The organism is Pseudomonas sp. zfem002 (genome assembly GCF_032621685.1).
GTDB lineage: Bacteria > Pseudomonadota > Gammaproteobacteria > Pseudomonadales > Pseudomonadaceae > Aquipseudomonas > Aquipseudomonas japonica.
This window is the reverse complement of the sequence record NZ_JAVYJH010000014.1, coordinates 85,716-108,921: the sequence shown is the minus strand read 5'-3', so window position 1 is coordinate 108,921 and position 23,206 is coordinate 85,716. Positions and strand designations below refer to the sequence as shown.

At 65.1% G+C, this 23,206-nt stretch carries 23 protein-coding genes and 1 tRNA gene; 13 read left to right on the top strand and 11 right to left on the bottom strand.

The window, feature by feature from the left end:
• Window positions 1–20 precede the first annotated feature (20 nt).
• The 8 genes from RTI28_RS17145 to soxR all read right to left on the bottom strand — a co-directional run bounded on the left by RTI28_RS17145 (window position 21) and on the right by soxR (window position 5,651).
• Window positions 21–989 (bottom strand): glutathione S-transferase family protein, encoded by a 969-nt coding sequence (locus tag RTI28_RS17145; protein ID WP_316921567.1) that lies wholly within the window; start codon window positions 987–989, stop codon window positions 21–23.
• A gap of 114 nt (window positions 990–1,103) precedes the next feature.
• Complete coding sequence (locus RTI28_RS17140) at window positions 1,104–2,099, bottom strand: glycosyl transferase family protein (RefSeq protein ID WP_316921566.1); 996 nt, start codon at window positions 2,097–2,099, stop codon at window positions 1,104–1,106.
• Window positions 2,096–2,431 (bottom strand): TusE/DsrC/DsvC family sulfur relay protein, encoded by a 336-nt coding sequence (locus RTI28_RS17135; RefSeq protein WP_316921565.1) that lies wholly within the window; start codon window positions 2,429–2,431, stop codon window positions 2,096–2,098. Before RTI28_RS17135 ends, RTI28_RS17140 begins: the two co-directional genes overlap by 4 nt.
• The gene (gene tusB / locus RTI28_RS17130) at window positions 2,428–2,718 is read right to left on the bottom strand and encodes a sulfurtransferase complex subunit TusB (RefSeq protein ID WP_316921564.1); all 291 of its coding nucleotides are present in this window, start codon (window positions 2,716–2,718) and stop codon (window positions 2,428–2,430) included. Before tusB ends, RTI28_RS17135 begins: the two co-directional genes overlap by 4 nt.
• On the bottom strand, window positions 2,718–3,077 hold the full coding sequence (gene tusC / locus RTI28_RS17125; RefSeq protein WP_316921563.1) for a sulfurtransferase complex subunit TusC: 360 nt from the start codon (window positions 3,075–3,077) through the stop codon (window positions 2,718–2,720). Before tusC ends, tusB begins: the two co-directional genes overlap by 1 nt.
• A gap of 1 nt (window position 3,078) precedes the next feature.
• Window positions 3,079–3,471 (bottom strand): sulfurtransferase complex subunit TusD, encoded by a 393-nt coding sequence (tusD, locus tag RTI28_RS17120; protein WP_316921562.1) that lies wholly within the window; start codon window positions 3,469–3,471, stop codon window positions 3,079–3,081.
• 84 nt (window positions 3,472–3,555) lie between these two features.
• Window positions 3,556–4,932, bottom strand: a complete 1,377-nt coding sequence (locus RTI28_RS17115) for a uracil-xanthine permease family protein (protein WP_316921561.1) — start codon at window positions 4,930–4,932, stop codon at window positions 3,556–3,558.
• A gap of 251 nt (window positions 4,933–5,183) precedes the next feature.
• The gene (gene soxR, locus RTI28_RS17110) at window positions 5,184–5,651 is read right to left on the bottom strand and encodes a redox-sensitive transcriptional activator SoxR (protein ID WP_316921560.1); all 468 of its coding nucleotides are present in this window, start codon (window positions 5,649–5,651) and stop codon (window positions 5,184–5,186) included.
• A gap of 105 nt (window positions 5,652–5,756) precedes the next feature.
• Between soxR and RTI28_RS17105 the strand changes: the two genes are divergently transcribed.
• The 5 genes from RTI28_RS17105 (at window position 5,757) to RTI28_RS17085 (ending at window position 12,766) form a co-directional block, all read left to right on the top strand.
• Window positions 5,757–6,851 (top strand): efflux RND transporter periplasmic adaptor subunit, encoded by a 1,095-nt coding sequence (locus RTI28_RS17105; RefSeq protein WP_316921559.1) that lies wholly within the window; start codon window positions 5,757–5,759, stop codon window positions 6,849–6,851.
• Window positions 6,848–9,937 (top strand): MexW/MexI family multidrug efflux RND transporter permease subunit, encoded by a 3,090-nt coding sequence (locus tag RTI28_RS17100; protein WP_316921558.1) that lies wholly within the window; start codon window positions 6,848–6,850, stop codon window positions 9,935–9,937. Before RTI28_RS17105 ends, RTI28_RS17100 begins: the two co-directional genes overlap by 4 nt.
• Window positions 9,938–9,946: 9 nt before the next feature.
• Window positions 9,947–11,335: a TolC family protein gene (locus tag RTI28_RS17095; RefSeq protein WP_316921557.1), complete on the top strand. Its 1,389-nt coding sequence runs from the start codon at window positions 9,947–9,949 to the stop codon at window positions 11,333–11,335.
• Window positions 11,336–11,793: 458 nt separating this feature from the next.
• A complete protein-coding gene (locus RTI28_RS17090) occupies window positions 11,794–12,567 on the top strand; it encodes an ABC transporter ATP-binding protein (RefSeq protein WP_316921556.1) in 774 nt (257 codons plus the stop codon).
• The gene (locus RTI28_RS17085; RefSeq protein WP_316921555.1) at window positions 12,560–12,766 is read left to right on the top strand and encodes a hypothetical protein; all 207 of its coding nucleotides are present in this window, start codon (window positions 12,560–12,562) and stop codon (window positions 12,764–12,766) included. Before RTI28_RS17090 ends, RTI28_RS17085 begins: the two co-directional genes overlap by 8 nt.
• Before the next feature lie 3 nt (window positions 12,767–12,769).
• On the opposite strand, the gene RTI28_RS17080 is transcribed toward RTI28_RS17085, so the two are convergent.
• Window positions 12,770–12,857: transfer RNA gene (locus RTI28_RS17080), tRNA-Ser, on the bottom strand.
• Window positions 12,858–12,984: 127 nt separating this feature from the next.
• Between RTI28_RS17080 and RTI28_RS17075 the strand changes: the two genes are divergently transcribed.
• Window positions 12,985–13,656, top strand: coding sequence for a Bax inhibitor-1/YccA family protein (locus RTI28_RS17075; RefSeq protein ID WP_316921554.1), 672 nt, complete (start codon window positions 12,985–12,987; stop codon window positions 13,654–13,656).
• Between the two features lie 126 nt (window positions 13,657–13,782).
• On the top strand, window positions 13,783–14,202 hold the full coding sequence (locus tag RTI28_RS17070) for an anti-virulence regulator CigR family protein (protein ID WP_316921553.1): 420 nt from the start codon (window positions 13,783–13,785) through the stop codon (window positions 14,200–14,202).
• 144 nt (window positions 14,203–14,346) lie between these two features.
• On the opposite strand, the gene RTI28_RS17065 is transcribed toward RTI28_RS17070, so the two are convergent.
• Complete coding sequence (locus RTI28_RS17065; protein ID WP_316921552.1) at window positions 14,347–15,486, bottom strand: MFS transporter; 1,140 nt, start codon at window positions 15,484–15,486, stop codon at window positions 14,347–14,349.
• A 96-nt stretch (window positions 15,487–15,582) separates the two neighbouring features.
• Window positions 15,583–16,263, bottom strand: coding sequence for a DUF2848 domain-containing protein (locus RTI28_RS17060; protein WP_316921551.1), 681 nt, complete (start codon window positions 16,261–16,263; stop codon window positions 15,583–15,585).
• Window positions 16,264–16,452: 189 nt separating this feature from the next.
• On the opposite strand from RTI28_RS17060, the gene RTI28_RS17055 reads away from it, so the two are divergent.
• The 6 genes from RTI28_RS17055 (at window position 16,453) to RTI28_RS17030 (ending at window position 23,152) form a co-directional block, all read left to right on the top strand.
• Window positions 16,453–17,667, top strand: coding sequence for an IscS subfamily cysteine desulfurase (locus RTI28_RS17055; RefSeq protein WP_316921550.1), 1,215 nt, complete (start codon window positions 16,453–16,455; stop codon window positions 17,665–17,667).
• A gap of 52 nt (window positions 17,668–17,719) precedes the next feature.
• The gene (locus RTI28_RS17050; protein WP_316921549.1) at window positions 17,720–19,063 is read left to right on the top strand and encodes an aromatic acid/H+ symport family MFS transporter; all 1,344 of its coding nucleotides are present in this window, start codon (window positions 17,720–17,722) and stop codon (window positions 19,061–19,063) included.
• A 103-nt stretch (window positions 19,064–19,166) separates the two neighbouring features.
• On the top strand, window positions 19,167–19,538 hold the full coding sequence (locus RTI28_RS17045) for a hypothetical protein (protein WP_316921548.1): 372 nt from the start codon (window positions 19,167–19,169) through the stop codon (window positions 19,536–19,538).
• A gap of 128 nt (window positions 19,539–19,666) precedes the next feature.
• Window positions 19,667–21,013, top strand: a complete 1,347-nt coding sequence (locus RTI28_RS17040) for an amidase (RefSeq protein WP_316921547.1) — start codon at window positions 19,667–19,669, stop codon at window positions 21,011–21,013.
• 156 nt (window positions 21,014–21,169) lie between these two features.
• On the top strand, window positions 21,170–21,646 hold the full coding sequence (locus RTI28_RS17035; RefSeq protein ID WP_316921546.1) for a flavin reductase family protein: 477 nt from the start codon (window positions 21,170–21,172) through the stop codon (window positions 21,644–21,646).
• Between the two features lie 48 nt (window positions 21,647–21,694).
• Window positions 21,695–23,152: a 4-hydroxyphenylacetate 3-hydroxylase family protein gene (locus RTI28_RS17030; RefSeq protein ID WP_316921545.1), complete on the top strand. Its 1,458-nt coding sequence runs from the start codon at window positions 21,695–21,697 to the stop codon at window positions 23,150–23,152.
• Window positions 23,153–23,206: the final 54 nt, after the last annotated feature.

Below are 23,206 nucleotides of genomic sequence, written 5' to 3'. Positions count from 1 at the left end.
CTACGGGGGGACGCGGGTTGTCAGATTCCGGTTTTCTTCCAGATCCCTTTTCCGACCAGCCGTTCCCGATCATGCGCCTGCCCGAAATCCTGCAACGGCCCCTTCGGCACGATCCCGTTCGGGTTGATGGTCTTGTGGCTCAGGTAGTAATGGCGCTGGATATGCTCCATGTTCACCGTCTCCGCCACCCCCGGCCACTGGTACAGCTCACGCAGCCAGTTGGACAGGTTGGGATAATCGCTGATCCGCCGCAGGTTGCACTTGAAGTGCCCGTAGTACACCGCGTCGAAACGCACGAGGGTGGTGAACAGACGGATATCCGCCTCGGTCAGGTATTCACCCGCCAGATAGCGTTGCCCATCCAGTAGTTGTTCCAGAGTATCCAGTTCGCTGAACAGCGCATCGAAAGCCTCTTCATACGCCCCCTGCGACGTCGCGAACCCGGCGCGGTACACGCCATTGTTCACCGCCGGGTAGATGCGTTCGTTCAGCGCATCGATCCTGGCCCGCAGCGGCTCCGGATACAGGTCCAGGCGATTGCCGGTCAGGCCGTCGAAATCACGGTTGAAGATGCGGATGATCTGCGACGATTCGTTGTTGACGATGCGCTGCTCACGCTTGTCCCACAGCACCGGCACGGTGACGCGGCCACTGTAGTGCGGATCGTCGCGGGTGTAGCGCTGGTGCAGGAAGTCGCTGCCGTCGAGCCTGTCGCCGGTCGAACCCTGGCGCTTGTCGAAGGTCCAGCCATGCTCGTCCATCAGCCAACTGACCACGGACACATCGATCAGGCTTTCCAAGTCCTTGAGCTTGCGATAGATCAGGGTGCGATGGGCCCACGGGCAGGCCAGCGACACGTAGAGGTGATAGCGCCCGGCCTCGGCGGCGGGCAGGGGGTTGTTGCGCTGCGCGCTTTCGCGCTGGAAGGCGCCATCCTTGCTGCTTGTGTACCACTGGTCATGCCAGCGTCCATCGATCAACAGGCCCATGGGCAAACTCCTTGGCAGAAACGTCTGAAAATTCGAGGCCAGTTTACGGACTCGAGTTCGAACGAATAGCGCAAAGATCTCGCCTGTTTGATCGACGGCTTCGATAGATCCCGTTCAGACCAGGCGCGCGGCCCAGTATTCCCGGGCCTTGGCGAAGGCTTCCGCTTGCGGGTGGCCGAGGCCGCGCAGGGCCAGGGCCATGGTCGCGATCACCGCCATTTCGCCGTAGCTGTCGCCGGCCTCGCCAGCCCAGACCTCAAGCAGGTGCCCGGGTACCAGGCTGGCCGGTTTGACATGGCGCTGAGCCGACATCTGCGGCCACTCCTCGTCCCACTCCGCGCCCTCGGCGGTGCCGTAGAGATGACTGGTGGCGTCCGGGTTGATCTCGATTTCGCCGCCGTCGCCCTTGATCACGATGGCGCGATCGCCGAGCAGGCGGCTGGCCTCGCGGTGCACTGCCTGGTAGCCGGGGTGGAAGATGCTCTGCAGGCCGCAACGGGCGCCCAGCGGATTGAGCACCCGGGCCAGGGAGTGGATCGGCGAACGCAGGCCGAGGGTGTTGCGCAGGTCGATCATGCGCTGCAGGCGCGGAGCCCAGTCCTGCAAGGGGATGAAGGCGATGTTGGCGCGCTCCAGGGCCTGGCCGACCTGCGTCCAGTCGCGGCACAGCGGGATGCCTACCAGCTCCAGCACCTGCTCGGTGTACAAGCGCCCGGCGGTATGCGCGCCGCCGCCGTGCATCAGGATGCGCACGCCGTTGGCCGCCAGGCAGCGCGCGGCCAACAGGTACCAGGGCAGGTGGCGCTTCTTGCCGGCATAGCTCGGCCAGTCGATGTCCACGGCGATGGCCGGGGCCTGCAGGCGGGCACGCAGGGCCTCGGTGAAGCCGGCCAGTTCTTCCGGGCTTTCTTCCTTGTGCCGCAGCAGCATCAGGAAGGCACCGAGCTGGGTGTCCTCGACCTTGCCGTCGAGCAGCATGCGCATGGCCTCGCGGGCTTCCTCGCGGGTCAGGCCGCGGGCGCCGCGCTTGCCCTTGCCGAGAATGCGCACGAATTCGGCGAAGGGGTGTTCGGCCGGGGTTTCGGTAACGAGCGGGAGTGGCTGGGTCATATGCAATTGGTCGGCTTGGGCAGGCCCGCCAGCTTGGCGGCGAGTTTGGCGGGAGTGCCGTTGAACAGGCGGTTGAGGTGCAGGCTGTTGCCTTTCTCCGCACCCAGCTTGAGCGCGGTGTACTTGATCAGCGGGCGGGTCGCCGGCGACAGCTCGAACTCCTGGTAGAACTGGCGCAGCAGTTCCAGCACTTCCCAGTGATCGGCAGTCAGTTCCAGCGACTCGCGCTCGGCCAGGGCGCGGGCGACGTCGGCGGACCAGTCGCTCAGTTCGACCAGGTAGCCGTCCTTGTCCAGGGCGATGTCGCGGCCGTTGACGGTCAGGGTACTCATAACCAGCTGTTGACCTTGTCATGGTTCAGGGACAGGGCGACGAAGCCCGGATAGTCCACGGCAGTGGCCGGGCCGTTGGCGATGGCGCGGGCCTGAAGGTCTTCTTCCAGCGCATACAGCCGCGAACCGAGGGTGCCCAGGCCGGCCACGGTGGCCGTACCGGGGTTCAGCGCATACACCGCGTCGCCGCAGAGCAGCAGGCCGTCGTGCGGGCCGAGCAGGCGCAGGCAACTGGCGAGACGATCGTCGCCGAACGGCGAATGGGAAATGACGTGCAGGGTGCTCATCAGAGGGTTACCACCTGGTCGAATCGGTCGATCAAGGCCGTGAGGCCGGCGTCATCCAGCACCTCCACCGGCAGGCTCAGGCCAGCGGCGGCCAGGCCGCGTTCGGCGAGGCTGCTGGCGGCGACGAACAGCTCGTCGACGCCGAACATCGGCAGGGCCTGGAGGTTGGCCGCGAGGTTCTTCTGTTGCAGCAACGCCGGTTGCTGGCTGGCGGCCAGCTGGAACACGCCGTCGTCGAGAAACAGCATGCCCAGTGGCAGGTCGAAGGCGCCGCCGGCCAGGGCGATATCCAGCGCCTCGCTCGCGGACGGGCCGTTCCACGGCGCCTGGCGGCTGATGATCAGCAGGGACTTGGCCATTTCAATCTCCTCCGAAGCAGACCAGGCGGTCGGCGATCTGCGCGGCTTCGTGCAACTGGCCGAGGCCGGACAGCTCCCAGGGCGCGGGCAGGTTCACCGCCGGGCGCTGGTAGCGGCTGGCTTCTTCTTCGTTCAGCACCCCACGGCGCAGGGCGGCGGCGATGCACACCACGGCGTCCAGCGCGTTTTCGCCAACGAAGGCGCGCCACTGCGCGGGAACATCGTTCTCGTCCTGCGGCGTGACCACGTTGGCCGAGGCACTGTGCACGCCGTCCTGGTAGAAGAACAGGCGCACGATTTCGTGGCCGCCGGCCAGGGCCGCCTGGGCGAACAGCAAGGCACGGCGCGAGGAGGGTGCGTGGCCGGGGGAAAACACCGCGATGGCGAACTTCATGGCAAGTCCTGTGGGAAAAACACCCGGCATTCTAAAGCAAAAAGCCCGCAGCAGGCTGCGGGCTTGTCTGGCACAACCGCGGGATCAGGCTTCGCGCCGGGCTTCCGGGAGGAACCAGTTCAGCACCAGGGCGCAGATGCCGCCCGTGGCGACGCCGGATTCCAGCACGTTGCGCAGCGCCGACGGCATGTGCGCGAGGAATTCCGGCACCTGGGCCACGCCCAGGCCCAGGGCCAGGGATACGGCGATGATCAGCAGGGCGCGACGGTCGAGGCTGATGCTGGCGAGGATATTGATGCCCGAGGCCGCCACGGCACCGAACATGACCATGGCCGCGCCACCCAGCACCGGCTCCGGTACTGCCTGGATCACCCCGGCCACCGCCGGGAACAGGCCGAGCAGCACCAGCATCAGGGCGATCCAGATGCCGATATGGCGGCTGGCGATACCGGTCAGCTGAATCACCCCGTTGTTCTGCGCGAAGATCGAACTGGGGAAGGTGTTGAACACCCCGGCCAGCAGCGAGTTGGCGCCGTTGACCAGCACGCCGCCCTTGATCCGCTGCATCCACAGCGGGCCTTCCACCGGCTGGCGCGAGACCTTGCTGGTGGCGGTGACGTCGCCGATGGCTTCCAGCGAGGTGACCAGGTAGATCACCAGCATCGGAATGAACAGCGCCCAGGAGAAACCGAGGCCGAAGTGCAGCGGCACCGGCACCTGGAACAGCGCCGCTTCGTGCATGCCGGTGAAGTCCAGGCGGCCCAGGTAGCCGGCCAGGGCATAGCCGACCGCGAGGGCGATGACGATGGCGCAGCTGCGCATCCACACCAGCGGGATGCGGTTGAGCACGACGATGATCGCCAGCACCACGCCGGACAGCAGCAGGTTCTCGCCGTTGGCGAAGGTGCCGTTGCCCATGGCGGCGAAACCGCCGCCCATGCTGATCAGGCCGACCTTGATCAGGGTCAGGCCGATCATCAGCACGACGATGCCGGTCACCAGCGGGGTGATCAGGCGCTTGACGAAGGGCAGGATGCGCGAGATGCCCATTTCCACGAACGAACCGGCGATGACCACGCCGAAGATCGCCGCCATCACCGCTTCCACCGGCGTGCCCTGCTTGACCATCAGCGCGCCGCCGGCGATCAGCGGGCCGACGAAGTTGAAGCTGGTGCCCTGGACGATCAGCAGCCCGGCGCCGAACGGCCCGAAGCGCCGGCACTGGACGAAGGTGGCGATACCGGAGATGACCAGCGACATCGACACGATCAGGTTGGTGTCGCGGGCCGAGACGCCCAGGGCCTGGCAGATCAGCAGGCCCGGGGTGACGATCGGCACGATGATCGCCAGCAGGTGCTGCAGCGCGGCCAGCAGGCCGATCACCAGGCGCGGCCGGTCTTCCAGACCCAGGACCAGTTCATTGGCCTGCGCGGGTGCCGGCCCTTGTTCGAGTGAGCTCATGGACGTTGCCCTGAAAAAAAGGAGGCGCATTCTACGGTGGGGCGGGGGATTTCGGTAGTGCAATGCAGGCTGGCGAACGCTCACCCCGTAGGAGCGCGGCTTGTCGTGTGACGAACCACCGCGAAAGGAGCGCGCAGCGGTCCCGACATATCATTGGCGGTATCCAATTCGGGACTGCTACGCAGTCCTTTCGCGGGCAAGCCGCGCTCCTACGGGGGTAGAGGGTCCGGTAGACAGCGTCAGCCCGGACGTTACCGGCAGGCCTGCTCCAGCACCCGCGGCCCTGGCCCCTCCAGCCCCAGCCGGTCCTCCGGATTGCGCAACGGGCAATCCTCCAGCGACAGGCACCCGCAGCCGATGCAGTTGTCCAGGCTGTCGCGCAGCGCCTCCAGGGTCCTGATCCGTGCATTGAGGTCCTCGCGCCAGGCCGTGGACATCTCTCCCCACTGCGCCGCGGTCAGCTTGCTGTTCGGCGGATAGCGCCCGAACGCCCGCTTGATCTCCTCCAGCGGAATCCCGGTGCGCTGCGCCACCTTGATAATGGCGATGGTACGCAGCACCAGCGCCGGATAACGGCGCTGGTTGCCGGCGTTGCGGGTACTGGCGATCAGGCCTTTGGATTCGTAGAAATGCAGGGTGGAGACCGCTACGCCGGCGCGTCTGGCCACCTCGCCGACGCTGAGCGTACGCACGCCATCGGTATTATTTTTCGCTGGCACCTGTGTTGACCTCAAGTAAAGTTGAGGTTTTATAGTCCGGCCCCATCGTTTCCCGCAAGGCTTTTCGCCCAGCGGGACATTCACCATCGATGATCGGGGCAAGGCATGGGCAAGAGGATGCTGGTGGGGGGAGGGGCGGCGCTGCTGGTGGTGCTGGCCGTGGTGGGCGGGTTGGCCGGCAGGACGCCATCGGCACAGGCCACCGCGGCATGGCCGGTGACCAAGGTGGCGCTGGCGCGGGTCACGGCGATACAGGCGCCACGGCAGCAGTTCGCTGTGGGTGAGCTGGAGGCGGCCAACCAGGTGCAACTGGCGGCGGAAAGCGCCGGGCGCGTGGTGCGCATCGCCTTCGAGTCGGGCCAGGTGGTCAAGGCCGGACAGTTGCTGGTGCAGCTCAACGACGCCCCCGAGCAGGCCGAGCGCCTGCGCCTGCGCGCGCAACTGGGCAACGCCGAAGCGCTGCTGCAGCGCACGCGCAAGCTGCGCGCCTCGAACGTCACCAGCCAGGAACAACTGGACAACGCCAGCACCGCGATGGAAATGGCCAGGGGCGAACTGCAGCAGGTCGAAGCACGGATCGCGCAGAAAGCCATCGTCGCGCCGTTCTCCGGCAAGCTCGGCATCCGCCGGGTGCATCAGGGGCAGTACCTGAATGCCGGCGAGACCATCGCCAGCCTGGTGGACCCGACCAGCCTGCGGGTGAATTTCTCGCTCAACGAACAGGCGGTCGCCGAACTGCGCAATGGGCAGCACCTGCGACTGAGCGTCGATGCGCTGCCGGACCGGCAGTTCTCCGCGCGGGTCAGCGCCATCGACCCGATGATCAGTGCGTCGCGCCTGGTCCGCGTCCAGGCCACCCTGGCCAATGCGGACGGCGGCCTGCAGCCCGGCATGTACGCCAGCGTGCGCCTCGATGCACTGCAAGCGCCGAACGTGCTGGCCCTGCCGGAAACCGCGATCACCTACACCGCCTATGGCCAGACCGTGTTCGTCGCCAGCCGCGACCCGGACAAGGGCCTGAGCGTCAGTCGCGTGGGCGTGACCACCGGCGAGCGCTGGCAGGGCCGGGTCGAAATCACCTCCGGGCTGCGCGAAGGCGACCAGGTGGTGGTTTCCGGGCAGCTCAAGCTGAGTGACGGCATGCAGGTCGAACAAGTGAGCGAAGACAGCCTGGGCGCCGCCGACGGAGGCCAGTCGTGAGATTCACCGACCTGTTCGTCCGCCGTCCGGTGCTGGCCCTGGTGGTCAGTGCGCTGATCGTGCTGATGGGGCTGTTCGCCCTGGGCAAGTTGCCGATCCGCCAGTACCCGCTGCTGGAAAGCTCGACCATCACCATCACTACCCAGTACCCCGGCGCTTCCGCGGAGCTGATGCAGGGCTTCGTCACCCAGCCGATCACCCAGGCGGTGGCCTCGGTGGAGGGCATCGACTACCTGTCCTCGTCGTCGATCCAGGGCCGCAGCACCATCACCCTGCGCATGGTCCTCAACCGCGACTCGACCCAGGCCCTGACCGAGACCATGGCCAAGGTCAACCAGGTGCGCTATCGCCTCCCGGAAAAGGCCTACGACCCGGTGGTCGAGCTGTCGGCGGGGGATTCGACGGCGGTGGCCTATGTCGGTTTTTCCAGTGAGACCCTGTCGATTCCCGAACTGAGCGACTACCTGTCACGGGTGGTCGAGCCGCAGTTTTCCGGGATCGACGGGGTGGTCAAGGTGCAGACCTTCGGCGGACAGAACCTGGCCATGCGCCTGTGGCTGGACAGCGAGCGCATGGCCGGGCGCGGGGTGACTGCCGCCGACGTGGCCCAGGCCGTGCGCGCCAACAACTACCAGGCCACGCCCGGGCAGGTCCGCGGCCAGTACGTGCTCGCCGACATCCGCGTGGACACCGACCTGACCAGCGTCGAGGCCTTCCGCGACCTGATCGTGCGCAACGACGGCACCGACCTGGTGCGGCTGCGCGATATCGGCAGCGTCGAGCTGAGCGCGGCGATGACCCAGACCAGCGCCACCATGGACGGCAAGCCGGCGGTGCACCTGGGACTGTTTCCCACCCCGGCGGGCAACCCGCTGGTGATCGTCGACGGCATTCGAAAGCTGTTGCCGCAGATCCAGCAGACCCTGCCGCCAGGGGTGAAGGTGGCCCTGGCCTACGAGACCGCGCGCTTCATCGACGCTTCGATTCGCGAGGTGATGCACACCCTGGTGGAGGCCATGCTGATCGTCGTGCTGGTGATCTGGCTGTGCCTGGGGTCGCTGCGCAGCGTGGCGATCCCGGTGCTGGCGATTCCGCTGTCGATGCTCGGGGCCGCGGCGCTGATGCTGCTGTCCGGTTTCAGCCTGAACCTGTTGACGCTGCTGGCGATGGTCCTGGCGATTGGCCTGGTGGTGGACGATGCCATCGTCGTGGTGGAGAACGTCCACCGCCATATAGAAGAAGGACAGACCCCGATCGCCGCGGCCCTGGCCGGGGCGCGGGAGATCGCCGGGCCGGTGGTGGCCATGACCCTGACCCTGGCCGCGGTGTATGCGCCCATCGGCCTGATCGGCGGGCTGACCGGTACCCTGTTCCGCGAATTTGCCCTGACCCTGGCGGGCGCCGTGATCGTTTCCGGCATCGTTGCCCTGACCCTGTCGCCGGTGATGAGCTCGCTGCTGCTCAAGCCGGGGCAGCAGGACGGGCCCATGGCCAGGCTGGCCGAGAAAGTCTTCGGCGGGTTGGCGACGGCCTATGGACGGCTGCTGGCGCGCTCGCTGGCGCGGCGCTGGATCAGCGGCGGCGTGGCCCTGCTGGTGTGCCTGAGCCTGCCCTGGCTGTACCTGCAGGCGCAGCGCGAGCTGGCGCCGCCGGAGGACCAGGCGGCGGTGCTCACTGCGATCAAGTCGCCGCAGTACGCCAACCTGGAGTACGTCGAGCGCTTCGCCAGCAAGCTGGACCGGGTGATGAAGTCGATCCCGGAGACCACCGATACCTGGATCATCAACGGCACCGACGGCCCGGCGTCGAGCTTCGGCGGCATCAACCTGAGTGCCTGGGGCGCGCGGCAGCGTTCCGCGGCGCAGGTCCAGGCCGATTTGCAGCAGGCCGTGGGCGAGGTCGAGGGCAGCAGCATCTTCGCCTTCCAGGTGGCTTCGCTGCCGGGCTCCAGCGGCGGCCTGCCGGTGCAGATGGTGCTGCGCGGCGCCCAGGACTACCCGCTGCTGTACCAGACCATGGAAGGCCTCAAGCAGCGCGCCCGCGAGAGCGGTCTGTTCGTCGTGGTGGACAGCGATCTCGACTACAACAACCCGGTGGTCAAGGTCGCCATCGACCGGGCCAAGGCTGCCAGCCTCGGCATCGGCATGCAGGACATCGGCGATTCGCTGGCGGTGCTGGTGGGCGAGCAGTACATCAACCGTTTCGCCCTGTATGGCCGCTCCTACGACGTGATTCCGCAGAGCATCCAGGACCAGCGCCTGACCCCGCAGGCCCTGGCCCGGCAGTACGTGCGCGCCGATGACGGGCGCCTGGTGCCGCTGTCCACCGTGGTGCGCCTGGAGATGGATGTGGCGCCGAACCGGCTGCTGCAGTTCGACCAGCAGAACGCCAGTACCCTGCAGGCGATTCCCGCGCCGGGGGTGTCCCAGGGCCAGGCGGTGGCGTTCCTGGAGCGCCTGGCCAGCGAGCTGCCACCGGGCTTCAGCCATGACTGGCAATCGGAATCGCGCCAGTACGTGCAGGAAGGCCTGGCCCTGGTGTGGGCGTTTCTCGCCGCCCTGGTGGTGATCTACCTGGTGCTGGCCGCGCAGTACGAAAGCCTGGTGGACCCGCTGATCATCCTGGTCACCGTGCCGCTGTCGATCTGCGGCGCGCTGCTGCCGCTGGCGCTGGGCTGGGCGACCTTGAACATCTACACGCAGATCGGCCTGGTGACCCTGATCGGCCTGATCAGCAAGCACGGCATCCTCATGGTCGAGTTCGCCAACGAGATCCAGGTGCGTGACGGCCTCGCTCGTGCCGAGGCGATCATCCGTGCCGCGCAGGTTCGCCTGCGCCCGGTATTGATGACCACCGCGGCGATGACCTTCGGCGTGGTGCCGCTGCTGTTCGCCAGTGGCGCCGGCGCCAACAGCCGTTTCGGCCTGGGCGTGGTGATCGTCTGCGGCATGCTGGTCGGCACGCTGTTCACCCTGTTCGTCCTGCCCACTATCTATTCCTGGCTGGCCCGCGATCACCGCGTGCTGGGCGTGCGTCAGCAGCAGCTGGCCGATGCCGAGCGCAGCCTTGGCATCGGCGCGGCCTGAGGAGCATTGATGAAATTGTTGATTCTTTCGGGCGCCTTGCTCGCCCTGGGAGCCTGCAGCGTCGGGCCCGAGTACCAGAAGCCCGATATCGCGCCGATTGCCCTGGTCAGTCCGCAGGCGGCGCAGTTTTCCGCCGACCGCGGGCAAGCGGATGCAGCCTGGTGGCGCTTCTTCGACGACGCGCAACTGGCGCGGCTGGTCGGGGAGGCCCTGGTCCACAACTACGATGTGCGTCAGGCCCACGCCAATCTGCTGCTGGCCCGGGCCGGGTTCGACGAGCAGGACCTGCAGCGCTACCCGATCGTCACCAGCGAGGCGGGTTATCGGCGCAGCCTCGAACAGCAGGCGGTGAACGGCGAGCGACCGGCGCGCAGCCTGGCCGAGTCGTGGCGGGCGGGGCTGGACCTGCAATGGGAGCTGGACCTGTTCGGTCGTCTCGATCATCTGAACCGTGCCGCGCAGGCACGGGTCGAGGCATCGCAGGCGGATCTGCAGCAGGTGCAGTTGAGTATCGCCGCCGAGGTCGCGCGGGCGTATTTCGATGCCCAGGGGCAACGCCATCAGCTGGCGCTGGCCGAGGACGAGGTGCGCAGTTGGGGCGAAACCGTGCGCATGGTCGAGGCGCAGTTGCTGGTCGGCAGCGGCCTGCCCGAGGACCGCGAGAGTGCCCGCAGCAACCTGCTGCGCGCCGAGGCCTCGGTGCCAGCGTTGCAGAGCCAGTTGCAGCGCAGCCTGTACCGCTTGCAGGTGCTCTGTGGCCAGCGCCCGGGCAGTGCGGCGCTGGAGCTGGGGGCGGTGCCAGCGCTGCCGTTGGCGCGCCGTCTGCCTCTGGGCGATGTCGATCGACTGATTCGCAACCGCCCGGATGTCGTGCGCGCCGAACGCTTGCTGGCGGCGCGGGTCGAGGATGTCGGCGCGGCCACGGCCGATTTCTATCCGCGCTTCAGCCTGGGCGGTTTCGTCGGCTTCTTCGCCTTGCGCGACGGTGACCTGGGCAGCGCCTCGCGGGCCTTCGAGCTGACCCCGGGACTGACCTGGCCGGCGCTTGACCTGGGCAGTGTCCGTGCCCGGTTGCGTGCCGCGCAGGCGCGTTCGGCGGGCGAGGGCGCGCAGTTCGAGCAGGTCGTGCTGCTGGCGATCGAGGAGGTGGAGGGCGCGGTGGTGCAGTTGACCGAGCACCAGCGCCATCTACAGACCCTGGTCCGCGCGGCCAGCCATGGCGAGACGGCGTTCGACATTGCCAGCCGCCGCTATGACGCGGGGGCCGGGAGCTATCAGGCGGTGCTGGAAAGTCAGCGCGAGTTGCTGCGCATGCGCCAGGAGATCGCGCGGGCGGAGACGGCGTCGTATCGCAATGCGGTGGAGTTGTACAAGGCGCTGGCGTGGCGGGGGGCGTAGGTATCTGCACAACTTTGACGGCTTGGCGGGGAACCGCATGAAGGTTGCCAGGTGCCTGTCTTGAGTCTTGCAGCGCCCTCCAGATCGAGCGCCGCCCGCGCGGCGCATCGCGGATGAATCCGCTCCCACATTTGTTGCAACGTGCCATGGCCTGTGAGATTTGAGTTGCCAGCCTTTGTCTCACGGCGATGTATCGCGGGGAAGCTGTTGGGTTCGACTCGGTATCGCGTCGAACCAACAAGGCGGTCAACCATGGCCTGTCAGACAGAGGTACGTTGCAACAAATGTGGGAGCGGATTCATCCGCGATGCGCCGCGCGGGCGGCGCTCGATCTGGAGGGCGCGGCAAAACTCAAGGCAGGCACCTGGCAGCCTTCATGCAGTTCCCCGCAAAACCTTCATTTTCACTATCTGTAACAAATGGCAAACTCCCCCAGTCCCCGTATTCACGAGCCCCTCATGATCGACATCCACAACGTCACCGCCTACCAGCAGCAGACCCGCGTGCTGGATGGCTTCTCCCTGCATATCGGCGAAGGCGAGAAGGTCGCCATCCTCGGTCCCAACGGCGCCGGCAAGAGCACCCTGCTCAAGCTGATCACCCGCGAGCTGTATCCGGTGGAGCGCGAGGGCAGCCACCTGCGCCTGTTCGGCAGCGACACCGTCAACCTGTGGGCGCTGCGCAGCCGCATCGGCTTCGTCTCCCAGGATCTGCAGGATGACTACACCCCCTACACCCAGGCCCTGGACGTGGTGGTCTCCGGCTTCTTCGGTTCCATCGGTGCCCACGGCCATCTGCAGCCGAGCGCCGAGCAACTGGATCAGGCCCGCGAACTGCTGGCGGTGGTGGAAATGTCCGAGCATGCGCAGACCATGTTCCAGCGCCTCTCCACCGGCCAGCGCCGCCGCCTGCTGCTGGCCCGCGCGCTGGTGCACAAGCCGGGCGCGCTGATCCTCGACGAGCCGGCCAACGGCCTCGACATGGGCGCGAGCCTGGGCATGCTCAAGCTGATGCGGCGCTTCTGCGGGGCGGACCACGCGATGATCATCACCACCCACCATATCGACGAGATCATCCCGGAGATCGAGCGCGTGGTGCTGCTCGACAAGGGCCGTATCGTCGCCGACGGGCCGAAGGCCGAGGTGCTGAGCAGCGAACGCCTGTCCGCCTTGTACCAGACCGACCTGCGGGTGACCGAGCAGGAGGGCTGGTACCGCTGCTGGCATGGTTGATGCTGCTTTGGCCGTCGGCGTTGACTCTGTCCTTGTCAATATGGAAGCGACTCGCAGTGTCCTGAAGGTCGCTGCGAAGGCGGGGCTCGGAAAGGTTGTCTACGTCATGTCGGTCGCTGCCGCAGGCCACGACGGCAGCGCGCTGGATGAGGCATCACATGCCGGAAACGAAAAAGCCCTGAATAATCAGGGCTTTTGAATATGGCGGAAGCGTAGAGATTCGAACTCTAGGATAGTTGCCCATCGACGGTTTTCAAGACCGTTGCCTTAAACCACTCGGCCACGCTTCCACTTTGTAATGCGGGCGCCATCATACCGAAATGAAACAAGCTGTCAAACTCTCTAAGTGGCTGGTTTCCAAGGCTCTGTTATGATCTTTGCAACTCAACGTTTCAAAACCCCCACAGGAGTGTCGCCATGCGCGAACAGGATTACGCCGTCAATCACGGCCTTCAGGCCGAACAGCAGGAGGTCAGCCGGGTCCTGCGCAACACTTATGGTCTGCTGGCCCTTACCCTGGTCTTCAGTGCCGTCATGGCCTACGTCGCACAGCAGTTGCGCGTCGGCTACCCCAACATCTTCGTCGTGCTGATCGGTTTCTACGGTCTGTTCTTCCTCACCGCCAAGCTGCGTGACTCGGTGTGGGGCCTGGTGTCCACCTTCGCCCTGACCGGTTTCATGGGCTTCCTGCTCGGCCCGATCCTCAACCGTTACCTGGGCATGGCCGGTGGCGCCGAAGTGGTCAGCTCGGCCTTCGCCATGACCGCCCTGGTGTTCGGTGGCCTGTCGGCCTACGTGCTGATCACCCGCAAGGACATGAGCTTCCTCAGCGGCTTCATCACCGCTGGTTTCTTCGTCCTGCTGGGCGCGGTGGTCGCGAGCTTCTTCTTCCAGATCAGCGGCCTGCAACTGGCGATCAGCGCCGGCTTCGTGCTGTTCTCGTCGGTCTGCATCCTGTTCCAGACCAGCCAGATCATCCACGGCGGCGAGCGCAACTACATCATGGCCACCATCAGCCTGTATGTATCGATCTACAACCTGTTCGTCAGCCTGCTGCAACTGTTCGGCATCATGAGCTCGGACGACTGATTCAGTCGGCGCAACGAAAAACCCGCTTCGGCGGGTTTTTTCATGCCTGCGGGTATCTCGTTGCGCCACCGGGTACCTGATCGACTACGATTTCACCCACCCGCCCCCAAGCAAGGAAGAGTCGAGATGAGCCTCCATCGAGCCGTCATTGCCACGATCGCATCGCTTGCCCTGTCCCTGGCCCCCTGCGTTTCCTTCGCCGACCCCGGCAAAGGCAAGGGGCACGGTGATCACGGCGGCAGCAACGGCCACGGCAAGAACGACTGGCATGGCGGCCCGTCGATCGATCGCGACGATGTGTTCGGCATCCTCGGTGCCCACCGCAGCTACTGGAGCCCGGGCAAGGCCCTGCCACCCGGCATCCAGAAGAACCTCGCCCGGGGTAAGCCGCTGCCGCCAGGCATCGCGAAGAAACTCGACGGCCGCCTCCTTGGCCAGCTTCCCCGCTATGACGGCTACGAGTGGATGCAGGCCGGCGTCGATCTGATCCTGGTCGCGGTGGCCACCGGGATCGTCTACGAAGTCTTGAATGGCGCCCTGGACTGAGCAGGATCGTGCGCCGCGACGGGGCGCGACACTCCAGGAGAGCGCAGGAAAGACGCTGAGCGCCACGCTTGCCTGTCTCGACAACCGCGGCAACCACTCCACCTTCGCCCTGACCGCTGTCTCGACCCCGCTTCGGCATTGACTCTAAGCTTCGCGCTGCCGGCCCGGCAGGGCGCTCAGATAGGTGAGGCCTGATCCTGTCAGCACCGCGATGCCGGAAATGACGAATATCGCCTGGTGCCCGGTCCACGGCAGTGCCACCGCGACCATCGCGGGTGCCAGTGCCGCCGAACCCGACTGCACGATACTGATCAGCGGCGTGAGGTTGCCGTGCGGGTCATTGCGGGTGATCGATGCCATGTAGTAGGTCAACGCCAGAACCCAGCCGAAGTTCATGATGAACAGCGCGGTGCACAGTTGGCTTGCCGTGTGAGCGTTACCGGCGAGCAGGATGATCGACAGCAGCACCAGCAGCGAGCCCAGGCTGATCATCAGGCCACGGCGCACCCTGGCGCCGAGGAGGCTGGGCAGGGCAGCGCCGGGAAGCCCGCCCAGCACGCCCAGGCCGAAGGCCCAGCCGATGTCGACGGCATCAATGCCGCGTTCGCGGCCCAACTGGTCGATGAACCCCCACAGACAATAGATAGCCACCTGCAGGCACAGCATGCCCAGCAACGAATAGCGACCGATCAGGGCGGTGCCGGTCCCGGTCTGCTGGCGCAGGGTACTGCGCTCCAGGCTGCGCGGCAGCAACAGCGAGAGGAGCACCAGCAGGCTGAACCACAGGCCGATGCAGAGAATTGCCCATTGCTCGCCAGCGGCGTTGGCCAGCCTCGGCAGGGTCGCTGCGACCAGCGCGAACAGCGCCGTCTGTATCAGCAGCACCAGGCCATAGGAGCGGTCCTGGCCTGGCAGGCGGCCGAGGGCGTTGATGGCACCGGCGTACAGCAATCCGGCGCTCAAGCCGCACGCGCAACGGCAGGCGAGCAGCGTGGCGAAGTCGTCCACGGCGACACAGTAGGCATTGACCAGGGCCGCGGCCAGCGCTGCGCAGAAGTACAGGTAACGGCCTGCACAGCGGCGCTCCAGGACAGGCAGCAGCAATGTGCCCAGCAGTATGCCGGTCATGTCGCTGGACAGGAGCCAGCCTTGCTGGCTGAGCGTCAGGGCCAGACGCTCGGCGAACAGGCCGATGAGGATGGGCTGGATACCGATGACGATCAGCGCCGCTGCGGCAATGATGATCAGGGTGGCACGCAGGGACCGGGAATTGTTCTTTTTCATTGTGGGGTCGGGCCTAGGAAGGAAGCACGGCTTGGAGGAGCACCATCGCCCGGTCCGCGTCCAGGGCGGACGAAGTAGCAAACCGGGCGAAACGAATCAGCGGCTGATATCGGCCACGGCATAGTGGAAGGCGATGTCGCGCTGCAGCATCGGGTCCTTCAGTTCCAGGTGCATTTCCCGGCTGGGCTGGATGCCGCCGATCGCTGCGAGCGTTCCGCAGAACATCAGTGTGCCTTTGTCGAACGTTGTGCCGTAGGTGGTGCAGAAGCGGTCAAGCAGATCGTCAGGGGCGAGCATGGCGCTGACATTGCCTTGTTGGTAAAGCACCCGCTGACCCTGGACATCCTCGCGCCAGGCGCGCAACTGCAACTGGTCCCAGTGCTCGCGCAGCTCGTCCAGTGGCCACAGCGTGCGGCACACCGGTTTGGCGCAGACCTGTTTGGAGACGGTGATGTCGTAGGTTTCCACCTTGCGGTCGGTATGGTCCGAGCCGATGCCGACCCACAGGCGCTCACCATCGTTGAGCAGGAAGAATTCGATTTCGCCGGAGGACTCGCCACCCACCACCTGGATGTCGGTCTGCTGGGTCAGGCGGTCATCGCTGACGAAGTAGTAGCAGGGCACCGTTGCCGGGCGTTTCACGCCAAGCTCCTCAAGCTCGACGATGTGCGATTCGACGGCATCCCGGTCGCGACCGGTCCAGCCGGCAATCACCACCTTGTCGATGGCCAGATCGCGCAGGGACTCACCCGCCCGGGTCACACAGTTGAAGGTCATTACAGTCACGTTGTCGCCTCTCGTTCTTGTTGGTCGCGTTGGAATTTTCAGGAGATAGGTCGCACGGGGCCGCTGCGTTGGCGGTCCTTATGGCGTCTCTTTTGTAACAAAAATAGCTTGCAATGCAAGCTATTTTTGTTAGATTGACCCGGCTAACTGAAATCCCGTCAGCGTGTAGAGGAACTGAAAATGGGCGACACCATCTATCTGGACTACTCCGCAACCACGCCGGTCGATCCGCGGGTTGCCGAGCTCATGTGCCGTTACCTCACCGCCGATGGGCATTTCGGCAACCCGGCCTCGCGCTCCCATGCCTTTGGCTGGGAGGCCGAAGAGGCGGTCGAGACGGCGCGCCGGCATGTCGCCGCGCTGGTCAATGCCGATCCGCGGGAGATTGTCTGGACCTCTGGCGCTACCGAGTCGGACAACCTGGCGATCAAGGGCGTCGCCCGTTTCTACCGGACCCAGGGCAACCACATCGTCACCTCCAGCATCGAGCACAAGGCGGTGCTCGACTCCTGTCGTCATCTGGAGCGCGACGGTTTCGAGGTCACTTACCTGGACCCGGACCAGGACGGCCTGATCCAGCCCGAGGCCGTGGCTGCGGCGATTACCGAGCAGACCATCCTGGTGTCGATCATGCACGCCAACAACGAGATCGGTACTGTCAACGACATCGCCGCCATCGGCGAGGTCTGCAAGGCGCGCGATGTGTTCTTTCATGTCGATGCGGTGCAGAGCGCTGGCAAGGTGGCGATAGACATGAAGAAACTCCATGTCCACCTGATGTCGTTCACCGCGCACAAGCTCTATGGCCCCAAGGGCGTTGGCGCACTCTATGTCCGGCGCAAGCCGCGGATTCGCCTGGAGGCACAGATCCATGGCGGCGGGCACGAGCGCGGCATGCGTTCCGGCACCTTGCCGACGCACCAGATCGTTGGCATGGGCGAAGCGTTTCGCCTGGCGGCACAGGAGATGGACAGCGAGAACGCGCGGCTGCTGGCATTGCGCGAGCGGCTGCTCGGCGGGTTTGCCGACATGGAAGAGGTCTACGTCAATGGCTCGCTGGAGCACCGACTCCCCGGCAACCTGAACATCAGCTTCAACTTCGTCGAAGGCGAGTCGCTGATGATGTCGCTGCGCGGGTTGGCCGTGTCGTCGGGTTCAGCCTGCACCTCGGCGAGCCTTGAGCCGTCCTATGTATTGCGGGCGTTGGGGCGCAGCGATGAGCTCGCGCACAGCTCGTTGCGCATCACCCTCGGACGCTTCTCCAGCGAAGCGCAGATCGATCAGGCCATCGAGATGATCAAGGCCGCTGTCGTCAAGCTGCGAGCCATGTCGCCGCTGTGGGACATGTACCAGGACGGCATCGACATCAGCCAGGTGGAGTGGAGCGCCCACTGACACCTGGGCAATTGCGGTTTCTTGACAACAACAAAAACAAGAGAACCAGGACATGCAGACAATCAATGTTCAGGCAGTTATCGACCCTGCGCGCTTTTCGGGATTCCACTGGCAATTGCTGGGCTGGTGCGCGCTGCTGCTGATCTTCGACGGCTACGACCTGTTCATCTACGGCGTGGTGCTGCCGGTGTTGATGCAGGAATGGGGGCTCTCGGCGTTGCAGGCCGGTGCGCTGGGCAGCTATGCGCTGTTCGGCATGATGCTGGGTGCGGTGCTGTTCGGCACGCTGGCTGACCAGGTAGGGCGCAGGAAGAGCATTGCGGTGTGCTGCCTGTTGTTCAGCGGGGCCACTCTGGTCAATGGTTTCGCCAGTACCCCGGTGGAATTCGGTATCTGCCGCTTCATCGCGGGCCTGGGCTGTGGCGGGCTGATGCCCAACGTGGTGGCGCTGATGAACGAATACGCGCCGAAGAAGGCGCGCAGCCTGCTGGTGGCGGTGATGTTCTGTGGCTACCCGCTGGGTGGCATGCTCTCGGCGGGAGTGGGGATCTACCTGTTGCCGCGCTTTGGCTGGGAGGCGATGTTCTACGCCGCCGCCGTACCGTTGCTGCTGCTGCCAGTGATCCTGCGCCAGTTGCCGGAATCGATCGGCATACTCTGGCGCGAGGGACACAAGCAACAGGCGCGGGCGCTGCTGCTGCGCGTCGACCCCGACTGCGGGGTTGGACAGGACGCTGAACTGCGCATTGCCACCAGCACCGGCAGCAAAGCCTCGTTGCCGACCTTGTTCCAGGAGGGGCGGGCGCTGCGTACGGTGTTGCTGTGGATTGCCTTCTTCTGCTGCCTGTTGATGATCTACGCGCTCAGTTCCTGGTTGCCCAAGCTGATGGCCGGTGCCGGCTACAGCCTCGGCTCGAGCCTTTCTTTCCTGGTCGCGCTCAATCTCGGCGCGGTGCTCGGCGCCATCGCTGGTGGCTGGCTGGGTGATCGCTTCGCACTGTCCAGGGTGCTGGTGAGCTTCCTGCTGCTGGCGGCAGGCTCCATCGCGTTGCTGGGCCTGAGCAGCCCGGCGCCAGTGCTTTACCTGCTGATCGGCATCGCCGGCGCCACCACCATCGGCACGCAGATCCTGCTGTATGCCTGTGCGGCGCAGTTCTATGACCTGCCCATCCGCTCCACCGGGCTCGGCTGGGCCTCGGGGATCGGGCGCAACGGCGCCATTGCCGGGCCCTTGCTGGGCGGCATGCTGCTGGGTGCCAATCTGCCGCTGAGCATGAATTTCCTGGCGTTCGCCGTACCTGGCGTGGTGGGTGCGGCCGCGATGCTGCTGTTTGCCTGGTACAGCCCGGACCGCTCCCCCGCCAGCCTGATCGAAGCCGACCGCGCTGGCGCATGACCCCTACCGTTGCCCAGGCCGACCTTGCCCGCAACGCTGGCTAGGTCAGGTCCGGGCGATTTGCCGCTCAAGCATCGAGGCTTGAAACGAGGAGAACGTTGTAATGATCAACAAAGAACACAAAGAATTCTATGCGGTGGACATGAACGATGGCTGGGAGGTCCCGCCGGGGTATCCGCCGGGTATCGAGCAGAAGATCCTCGCCGGGTCGCTGGATGAGCCGGGCAAGGCGGGCACGCGCACGCGCCTGCTGCGTTTCAAGCCGGGGATCTTCACCACCAAGCCGTTCGTCCACGACTACTGGGAGGAGGTGTACCTGGTGTCCGGCGACCTGACCGTGGGTAACGACGAGCAGGGCCGCGGTGGTGAGCCGTTCGCGCCGCACACCTATGCCTGCCGTCCGCCGGGAGCCTTCCATGGCCCGTTCCGCTCCGAGTCCGGTTGCGTGCTGCTGGAAATCCACTACTACGCCTAATCGCTGCTGAGCCAGGCCCGGTTTCATCCTGTCCGTTCGACGTTGCACTGTCGCGGTCAGGATGAGCCGGGCCTGTCTCGTCCTGGGCACTGGCAATCGCCGGTGCCCCTGTTGCCGGGAACCCTGCCATGACACTACTTACCATCCGCCAGGCCATGACCTCTGGCTTGAGCTGTGAAGAACTGGTGCAGCGCTGCATCGACCATATGGACCGCCAGCCAGCATTGGCCGCGAAAGTGTTCACCCGACGCCTGGATGACCAGGCCCTGGCCCAGGCTCGGGCCTATGACCGGCTCAGGGCGCAAGGGGTGCCCTTGCCGCCGTATGCCGGGGTGCCGATCAGTATCAAGGACTTGTTCGACATGGCCGGTGAAGTCACCACCTGCGGGTCCCGGGTGCTGGCCGACACCCCGCCTGCACAGGTCGATGCCGATGTGGTGCGGCGCTTGCGCAATGCCGGTTTCATTCCGGTAGGGCGCACCAACATGAGCGAATTCGCCTATTCCGGGCTTGGCCTGAACCCGCATTACGGCACCCCGGAAAACCCGTGGGACCGGGCCGATCCGCGCATCCCGGGCGGGTCCTCCTCGGGCGCCGCGGTCGCCATCACCGACCAGATGGCGATCGCCAGCCTGGGCACCGATACCGGAGGCTCCTGCCGTATCCCGGCGGCGCTCTGCGGGGTCGTCGGCTTCAAGCCCACGGCAGCCAATGTGTCCAGGCGCGGCGTAGCGCCGCTGTCGAGCAGCCTCGACTCGGTCGGGCCATTGGGCGCTTCGGTGGAATGCGTGGCGATCCTCAACGACATCCTCTGCGGCGATGCGTGCAAGCCGCTGTTTGGCACTCAACTCAAAGGCCTGCGCCTGGCCGTGCCGCAAACGCTGGTGCTGGAGGGAATCGACAGCCGCGTCGCCGCCGCCTTCGAGCGGACGCTGGCCTGCTTGTCCGACGCAGGGGTGCACATCGAGCAGATTGCGTTGCCTGAGCTGGGCGAGCTTGCCGGGATCAACGCCAAGGGCGGCTTCGCCGCCGCCGAAGCCTGGGCCTGGCACCGTGAGCTGATCGCCACGAAACGCGACGGTTACGATCCGAACGTGGTGGTGCGCATCGAAAAAGGCCGCCTGCAGAGCGCCGCCGACTACATCGACCTGCTGCAGGCCAGGGCTGATCTGCAGCAGAGGGTGGCAACGCTCAGCGCGCCGTTCGACGCGCTGATCATGCCGACGGTTCCCACCGTGGCGCCGCGTCTGGAAGACATGGCCGACCCTGAGTGCTTCGCCCATACCAACCTGCTGATGTTGCGCAACCCGTCGCTGGCGAATTTCCTCGATCGCTGCGCCATCAGCCTGCCGTGTCACGCGCCAGGCGAAGCGCCGGTGGGCGTCATGCTGATGGGCGAGCACGGTCACGACCGACGCCTGCTGAGCATTGCCTGGGCGGTGGAAGCGCTGCTGGCGCGGACGCTGCGCGGCTGAGCTTCAAACCTTGTGTCCATAGCCTGTCCGCGTGCTGCGGGCAGGCTTTTTTTGGCTGTTTAGCTTTCAAAGAAAGCTAATATAAAAAGCTTGACGAGGAACCTCAGTTCGCTGATATTTGCTTTACAACAAAGCTAATATTCAAAGGGTGATCTCATGTCTTTCGATGCTTCTGAGTTTCGTGCCGCGTTAGGCCAGTTCCCGACCGGCGTTGCGGTGATCACGGCGGTGGATGGCGGCAATCGCCCCCTCGGTATCACCATGAGTTCGTTCAATTCGGTCTCCATCGATCCCCCCCTCGTACTGTTCAGCCTCGACCGACGGGCGCTGAGCCTGGAGGCCATGCAGTCGGCGAGCAACTTCGCCGTCAATGTCCTGAGCCAGGAGCAACGGGAGCTTTCCAACCGCTTCGCCCGTGCCCGCCAGGACAAGTGGGAAAACGTCGAAGTGGAAACCCGCGATACCGGCGTGCCGCTGCTGGTGGGGGCCCTGGCGCACTTCGAGTGCAAGCCCTATGCGCATTACGACGGTGGCGACCACGTGATCTTCGTCGGCGAGGTGGTCAATTTCAGCAGCAGTCATCACAGCGTGCCCCTGGTGTTCTGCCGCGGCCAGTACGCAGAGCTGGCCTGAGCCCGCAGCCTTCTTTTTCAGTCCGTCCAGGTTCTTGGAGAAACAACAATGATAAAAACCTCAGCCCAACACATTGCGTCGCTGCGCGATGGGCGCAACGTCTTCATCAACGGCGAGCGTGTCGACGATGTCACCAGCCACCCGGCGTTCGCCAACTCCGTCACCTGGTTGAGCAAGCTGTATGACTACCAGCACGACAACCTGGAACTGATGACCACGGTCGATCCGCTCACCGGCGAGCGCTACAACCGTATCTGGCAATTGCCGCGCAGCCAGGCCGAACTCAAGCAACGGCGCATGGCCCTGGAAGCCTGGACCGGGCTGAGCTGTGGTTTCCTGGGGCGGGCACCGGACCATGTGGCCAGCTGCATCTCGGGCATGGTCATGGGGATCGAGCGCTTCGAGCGGTACGACAAAGTGCGTGCCCAAAACCTGCTCGACTACTACCACTACGCTCGCGACAACGACCTCTACCTGACCTACGTGATCATCAACCCCCAGGCCGACCGTTCCAAGTCGACGGGCGAGCAGAAGGATGCGTTTCTCACTGCCGGTATCGCGGCCGAGGATGACAGCGGGTTGACCATCCGTGGCGCGAAGATGCTGGCCACCGGCGGCATCATGGCCAACGAAGTGCTGGTGACCTGCCTGCAGCCGTTGAAAAAGGGCGAGGAAGAACAGTACGCGGTGTCGTTTGCGATCCCGATGAATGCCCCTGGCTTGAAGATCCTGTCGCGCAAGTCCTATGAAGAGCACAACAGGAGTGTGTTCCAGAACCCATTGTCGAGCCGCTTCGACGAAAACGACGCGCTGCTGTATTTCGATGACGTGAAGGTTCCCTGGGAGCGCGTATTCGTTCATCGCGACACCGAAATGTGCATGGCCCAGTTCCATGAAACCCCGGCCCACGTCTACCAGAACTACCAGGCCCAGGTGCGCCTGATGGTGAAGATGCGTTTCCTTGCCGGTGTGGCGTATCGCACCGCCGAGATGAACGGGATCATCGCCTTGCCGCAGGTGCGCGAGATCCTCGGGCAGATCGCCGCGGAGGCGGCCATTTCCGAATCCTTCGTCAACGGCATGGAAAGCAAGGGGCAGCAGGTTGGCGAATACTTCGTGCCGGATCGCCACCTGCTCTATGCCGCGCAGGTCATTGCCCAGCAGCTGTATCCGAGCTTTATTGCGCGGTTGCGCGACCTGGCGGGTGGTGGGGTGATCATGCTGCCGTCCTCGACCCAGGACTTCGCCAACCCCGAGATGCGCGCGCTGATCGAGAAGACCCAGCAGTCGCCGATTGCCAACGCCGAACAGCGGGTGAAGTTCTTCAACCTCGCCTGGGACGCCATCGGTTCCGAGTTCGCGTCACGGCATACCCAATATGAAATGTTCTATTCAGGGGCGACGTTCGTGACCAAAGGTTCTTCATTCCGTACCTTCGACTGGAAGCGCAGCGCCAGCTTGCTGGATACCTTCGCCGGGCAGTACGACCTCCACGACGAGATCTGAACAACACCCGATCGTCGGCAACACAAAAAACCGCAGCGGAGTCTGCGGTTTTTT

What these genes read in the sequence shown, in the direction of transcription:
- RTI28_RS17055 (WP_316921550.1), top strand. Translation starts at nt 16,453, where the DNA reads ATGGGCGACACCATCTATCTGGACTACTCCGCAACCACGCCGGTCGAT.
- RTI28_RS17085 (WP_316921555.1), top strand. Translation starts at nt 12,560, where the DNA reads ATGGTTGATGCTGCTTTGGCCGTCGGCGTTGACTCTGTCCTTGTCAAT.
- tusD (WP_316921562.1), bottom strand. Translation starts at nt 3,471, where the DNA reads ATGAAGTTCGCCATCGCGGTGTTTTCCCCCGGCCACGCACCCTCCTCG.
- tusB (WP_316921564.1), bottom strand. Translation starts at nt 2,718, where the DNA reads ATGAGCACCCTGCACGTCATTTCCCATTCGCCGTTCGGCGACGATCGT.
- RTI28_RS17040 (WP_316921547.1), top strand. Translation starts at nt 19,667, where the DNA reads ATGACACTACTTACCATCCGCCAGGCCATGACCTCTGGCTTGAGCTGT.
- RTI28_RS17095 (WP_316921557.1), top strand. Translation starts at nt 9,947, where the DNA reads ATGAAATTGTTGATTCTTTCGGGCGCCTTGCTCGCCCTGGGAGCCTGC.
- RTI28_RS17050 (WP_316921549.1), top strand. Translation starts at nt 17,720, where the DNA reads ATGCAGACAATCAATGTTCAGGCAGTTATCGACCCTGCGCGCTTTTCG.
- tusC (WP_316921563.1), bottom strand. Translation starts at nt 3,077, where the DNA reads ATGGCCAAGTCCCTGCTGATCATCAGCCGCCAGGCGCCGTGGAACGGC.
- RTI28_RS17070 (WP_316921553.1), top strand. Translation starts at nt 13,783, where the DNA reads ATGAGCCTCCATCGAGCCGTCATTGCCACGATCGCATCGCTTGCCCTG.
- RTI28_RS17075 (WP_316921554.1), top strand. Translation starts at nt 12,985, where the DNA reads ATGCGCGAACAGGATTACGCCGTCAATCACGGCCTTCAGGCCGAACAG.
- RTI28_RS17065 (WP_316921552.1), bottom strand. Translation starts at nt 15,486, where the DNA reads ATGAAAAAGAACAATTCCCGGTCCCTGCGTGCCACCCTGATCATCATT.
- RTI28_RS17090 (WP_316921556.1), top strand. Translation starts at nt 11,794, where the DNA reads ATGATCGACATCCACAACGTCACCGCCTACCAGCAGCAGACCCGCGTG.
- RTI28_RS17105 (WP_316921559.1), top strand. Translation starts at nt 5,757, where the DNA reads ATGGGCAAGAGGATGCTGGTGGGGGGAGGGGCGGCGCTGCTGGTGGTG.
- RTI28_RS17030 (WP_316921545.1), top strand. Translation starts at nt 21,695, where the DNA reads ATGATAAAAACCTCAGCCCAACACATTGCGTCGCTGCGCGATGGGCGC.
- RTI28_RS17060 (WP_316921551.1), bottom strand. Translation starts at nt 16,263, where the DNA reads ATGACCTTCAACTGTGTGACCCGGGCGGGTGAGTCCCTGCGCGATCTG.
- RTI28_RS17140 (WP_316921566.1), bottom strand. Translation starts at nt 2,099, where the DNA reads ATGACCCAGCCACTCCCGCTCGTTACCGAAACCCCGGCCGAACACCCC.
- RTI28_RS17145 (WP_316921567.1), bottom strand. Translation starts at nt 989, where the DNA reads ATGGGCCTGTTGATCGATGGACGCTGGCATGACCAGTGGTACACAAGC.
- RTI28_RS17115 (WP_316921561.1), bottom strand. Translation starts at nt 4,932, where the DNA reads ATGAGCTCACTCGAACAAGGGCCGGCACCCGCGCAGGCCAATGAACTG.
- RTI28_RS17135 (WP_316921565.1), bottom strand. Translation starts at nt 2,431, where the DNA reads ATGAGTACCCTGACCGTCAACGGCCGCGACATCGCCCTGGACAAGGAC.
- RTI28_RS17045 (WP_316921548.1), top strand. Translation starts at nt 19,167, where the DNA reads ATGATCAACAAAGAACACAAAGAATTCTATGCGGTGGACATGAACGAT.
- RTI28_RS17035 (WP_316921546.1), top strand. Translation starts at nt 21,170, where the DNA reads ATGTCTTTCGATGCTTCTGAGTTTCGTGCCGCGTTAGGCCAGTTCCCG.